Raw genomic sequence first — 4,562 nt, forward strand, 5'->3', positions numbered from 1 at the left:
CGTACTCGGTCCCTACCACCTCCCGAACGACCTTCTTGATGCTCCTCTCCACCACTGTACCTGCCTCCAGCGATATGGGCTTGGAGCAGAACGGGCAGTAGCTTATCTTGTTGATGTCGTGGCAGTCATCAGACCCGTACCACTTGACGTGATGCAGGGCCGCTGAGGGCATGTGGTCACCATACTCCCCATCATCCAATATAATGTTCTCACCCCACTGGGCTTTCATGGTGTCGCAGCAGAACTCGACCCCCTCCTCCTCAAATTCCGCTTGATAGGTCGGGTTCCCATTCACGGCCACCAGGGGCTTGCTCATGTGGATGATGGTCTTGAAGACTATCCTCATGCCCTCTGGCCGAGGTACCAGCTCTTCCTTTCCCAGCCAGGGGAACTGGGCTCTGAATATCTTGGGGTTCAGCTCGCTCATATCATATCCTCCGTAACATGAACTCGTAGAACACGTCCTCTGGGATGTGTGCTAGGTTCGATTGTTTGGTGACCCTCGGGGCATCCCCGTCCAATGATTGTATCGTCTCCCATCCATCTACCTTCAGCTCATCCAGAGCAATCACGTTATAGCAGTAGAGATGGTGCTGTATATCGGTCCCATCATATCTCTTGGACGCTGCGAAAGTATGGACGAACACTAGGCTCTTCGTCACTCGACACATCTCGTTCAGAGCAGCACGGACCCCTTCCTTGTCTAAGTGCAGGAGCATGAGGAAGCACATGGTTATGTCGAACCACTTGTCCTTGAACGGCAGGTCACGAGCATCACCAATTATCCAAGTGGCCTCAGGATACAGTCCCCGAGCCTCTTGGATGTATGATGGAGTGATGTCCACCCCAGTGTAGTCCTCGATGAACTTGCGACAGTTCAGGAATCGATAATCACTGCCACCGGCGCATCCTACCTCCAACATCCTCATGCCAGGCACATAGTTCTCTGCGATGGTGTTCAATAAGAGGCCGTAGTGCCGAGGCTCATCGCGGGTGTTGAGCAGCTCCGCGTACCCAGGTGCATGCTTCTCCCAGGCCTCAGGGTCGTACTTTACTCTAAATTCCTGAGGAACCCGGCACTCTTCTTCGCTCAACCCTAATCCCCCCTCAAGCTCAACCTGCTCCTCCAGTCATCCTCGGCCACATACTCAATCTTTCTCGACGCCAACATTGCATCGGGGCCTAAGAGGTACCCGATGAACCCGAACTCGCTGCGGTCCTCCCCCTCGAACTCTATCGAATATCTAAACCTGGACCCCGGTTCCATTATCACTGGCTTGGGGATGATGAAATAATGGTCCCTCATCACCATGTTATTCATCTGCCAGAGTGGGAAGACATCATTGTTCGCAGTTATTTGCAGGCTCTTTAATTTCCTCTCGCTGCTAATATCATAGTAGCCTAAGAGCATAATGAGAAGTTTAGAATTGACAATAAAGTCCTCGGGCATGGGCTCCATCTCTCTGATGGAAGTTATACCGAACTCATTAGCTGTGGGGAGCATGCCACCGAACGGGCTGTTAAAATTCTGCTCGCATATCATTATTGATTTTATAATCCCTGCGAACGCACGATGGATGCACTGCATGTTGCGCATCCATTCCAAGTCCTTGTAGAACATAGGCGCGTATAGCTCGTAGTTCTCATCGGTCTGACGATACCTGACATGGAGCCTTCTCATGGTCAAGGATAACCCCAGATAATCAGGCATGGGCGGCGGCCACCCTTTCTTTTCTATCTCAAAGACCCTAGCCTCCAACCCATCGATTCTCTCTTCCATAAATTTAGTGTGACTGCCTATCGGCTTCAAAGTCAATCCAATTCCTCCTTCAATATCTCGATGACTCTCTTGGACGCGCCGGGCTTGCACATGAAATCCGCAATGGGCTCACGGTGCTTGTTCCTGACCCCGACCTGGAGATAAGGCACATTGAAGTATGCTGCCTCATAAAACATGCAACTCGAATTGCCAACAATTCTTTTCGCATTCTTCAGCCATCCCAGGAACTCCTTCCTCGGCATTCCTTTCAGATAGTTTACGTCCTTCGCATATTCCTCTACTAAATCCGAATTTACATCCCCATTAGGAGCCACCCAATAGACCACGTCATCCGACGCGATGGACTGGCAAAGGGATACAACCTCCTTTTCCACTTCCTTCCGGCTCAATAGCGATGGGGGGTTGTACAGCACCAGAGTGTAGTCCTTGACGCCATTCTCCACATATTCCATGTCATCGAAATGGGTCGCTCCCACCAGTTCGATACGCTTCCTCCATCCAATGCGCTGAGCCCACTTCTGGCTATCGGTCGTGCGCACGAACTGGTTGTAGTCGGCACAGAACAGATAGGTCGCATAGTTGGATATGACAAACCTATCGGCATCGTCATACGCACCGCCTGCAACGTCTCCTGCGAACAACTGCGCCACTGGTACGCTCATATGATATGCAGTATATGCCAGTGGGACCATCTCCGGTCGGTCAAAGGGGGCGAGCACGACATCGGGCTTGAACTCCTCAATCTCCGCGCCCAGCACAGTATTGATGAAGTTGTAGGAGAACAGGCTGGACTGATAGGCCGCACAGAAGTCCAGGACCTTGGCATCAACCCCCATGCTCTTAGCTATATCGAGAAAAGGCTGGAGCGGGCCATGCTCCGAGCGCGTGAAGAAAGCTGTCAGGAGCTTCATGCTACACCTCCCATTTGCCGAAGTAATGACCGCACTCTGGGCAGAAGAACAGAGTCTCTGCATGTCCCCCATGCTGCTGGACCACCATGGTCATCACTCCTGCCTTTCCCTCCCAGCCACACGAGGGGCAAGTGTGGTCGATGTCCAGGAACTGGTCCCTGTCGAGATTGTAGGCATTAGCAGATGCTTGGTGGCTTGAGAAGACGAATGCAATGGCACATGTGGTGAACACGATTAACAATATAAATGCCACGGCATAGATTATATTCCACCTTCTCTCTGATTCAAATGAGTAATCGAATTGGAAGGGGTCGGGCATCTAATCATCCTCCTCCTCGTTCACCAGCTTGTCCTTGCCCTTCCTTAGTGTCAGAGACATGGCCTCGTCATCTCCGCACCGCTCGTATGTGAGGAGTATGGAGTACCCTGCATCATCTGCATCGTCCGCCAGCTCCTCAAGCCTCTCAAAGAAATCTATCTTCTCTGTCCGAGCGTACAGCTCTTCCCGTGGCACCCCCTGTTTTACTATACCATCCTCGATGGCCTTCCGAACGTCACTAAACACCTTTGCAGAGCTGAACTGCTCCTGCCCATCCTCTGGGGCACCTGCAATCTCACAGATGCTCTTAGCCACGGCCTCGGCCACCTCGGGATTGTCTAGCTCATTAACGACACTTGGTAGGAAAAATTGAGGTGGCATCCTCTTGATTTCAGGCGCTTCTTCCTCAGGCTCCTCCTTCTCCTCTTCAGGGGCCTCGTCCTCATGCAACGCCTCTCCCACTCCGGGCCTATCGTTGACCACGCAATCCAGTAATGATGCGGCTGTCTCTTTCTCCTCGCCTGCCTTGCCCTTGCAGTAGCGCTTGTGCTTCTTGAGCTGATAGCACTTGGTCCCGCAGTCCGGGCAGGCCACCATTTTGTAGCCCGAGACCCCGTCCCCTTTCTTAATCACAGGTGTTTTGTCCTTATCGCTCATGTTCCTCTTCCTCCAGTAGCTTACTCCATTGTAGACCCTTTTAAGAGCCAGACCTCCTGAGTTCAAATCCTCCAGACAGGTCCTGATAATATCGATGTTCTGGCCCGTGAACCTCTGAACGTCTGCCGTTGTCTGCCCGGTGGAGTCGAACCTCTCGGGCTTGAGAGCGCCATACACCACCGCAACAGCAGGTGGCAGCTTTGAAATATCTATCCAACTCACCTCACCCTTGAGGAGTGCAAGGCCTGGGCGATGGAGAACTCGTAATCGGTGTTGATGTCGAAGGCCTCCTTCCAGTCCAGCGTGTACAGGAACGCATTAGGCGTCCACCACGTCCCATGCTCATCGAACGCTTTCTTCTTGCAGAAGTAGAAGGCCCCGCACGGCTGGAAATTGGGCGCTACCGCAATGACCGAGTCATAGTTCGTGGGAACAAAACCTCCAGTGAGGAGCGTTCTTGCCTCCATGAGCGATGAGATTTCGAGCATCGGTGACGTGGCTTGCATGAGACAGAAGTTATCGTCTGGGTATCTGTCCAGCACGGACTTCACCACTGCTTCGGATGTCACGTCATCGCCACACAGCTCCTTGTCGCGCATCATGACCTCCACCTTGACATCGGGAGGCAGGTACTTCTTCACATCCTCATAGTCGGTGTTGAGCACAATCTTGGAATTGAGATATGAGGCCTTGCTCACACAAGTATGCAAGATGCTCCTGCCAACCACGGTGAAGGGTCTGATGTTCTTGTTGACGCAACGCTTTGAACCTTTCCGGGCCAATATGATGACTAACACTAATCCTCCCCCATTGAGTTGTGTGCCAACCAATAATTCTGACCAGGTGAGAGGGTCGGTGGCTTACTCGTCTCCCTCTCCAACTGCTCATAGCACTT

Annotated in this window: 7 protein-coding genes; all 7 read right to left on the minus strand. The window is 52.3% G+C overall.

Annotated features, from left to right (window positions below):
* Positions 1–427 (minus strand): hypothetical protein (locus PHI12_13605; GenBank protein ID MDD5511828.1); only part of this gene is annotated, 427 nt, incomplete at its 3' end.
* A gap of 1 nt (position 428) precedes the next feature.
* Complete coding sequence (locus tag PHI12_13610; protein MDD5511829.1) at positions 429–1,094, minus strand: class I SAM-dependent methyltransferase; 666 nt, start codon at positions 1,092–1,094, stop codon at positions 429–431.
* A gap of 2 nt (positions 1,095–1,096) precedes the next feature.
* Positions 1,097–1,780 (minus strand): hypothetical protein, encoded by a 684-nt coding sequence (locus PHI12_13615; GenBank protein MDD5511830.1) that lies wholly within the window; start codon positions 1,778–1,780, stop codon positions 1,097–1,099.
* A gap of 32 nt (positions 1,781–1,812) precedes the next feature.
* Complete coding sequence (locus PHI12_13620; protein ID MDD5511831.1) at positions 1,813–2,691, minus strand: UDP-N-acetylglucosamine 2-epimerase; 879 nt, start codon at positions 2,689–2,691, stop codon at positions 1,813–1,815.
* A gap of 1 nt (position 2,692) precedes the next feature.
* Entirely contained in the window at positions 2,693–3,010 is a 318-nt protein-coding gene (locus PHI12_13625; GenBank protein ID MDD5511832.1) for a hypothetical protein, read from the minus strand.
* The gene (locus PHI12_13630) at positions 3,011–3,889 is read right to left on the minus strand and encodes a hypothetical protein (GenBank protein ID MDD5511833.1); all 879 of its coding nucleotides are present in this window, start codon (positions 3,887–3,889) and stop codon (positions 3,011–3,013) included.
* Entirely contained in the window at positions 3,886–4,464 is a 579-nt protein-coding gene (locus tag PHI12_13635; protein ID MDD5511834.1) for a hypothetical protein, read from the minus strand. Before PHI12_13635 ends, PHI12_13630 begins: the two co-directional genes overlap by 4 nt.
* Between the last annotated feature and the right edge of the window lie 98 nt (positions 4,465–4,562).

This window comes from Dehalococcoidales bacterium (assembly GCA_028716225.1).
In the GTDB taxonomy this organism is placed as follows: domain Bacteria; phylum Chloroflexota; class Dehalococcoidia; order Dehalococcoidales; family UBA5760; genus UBA5760.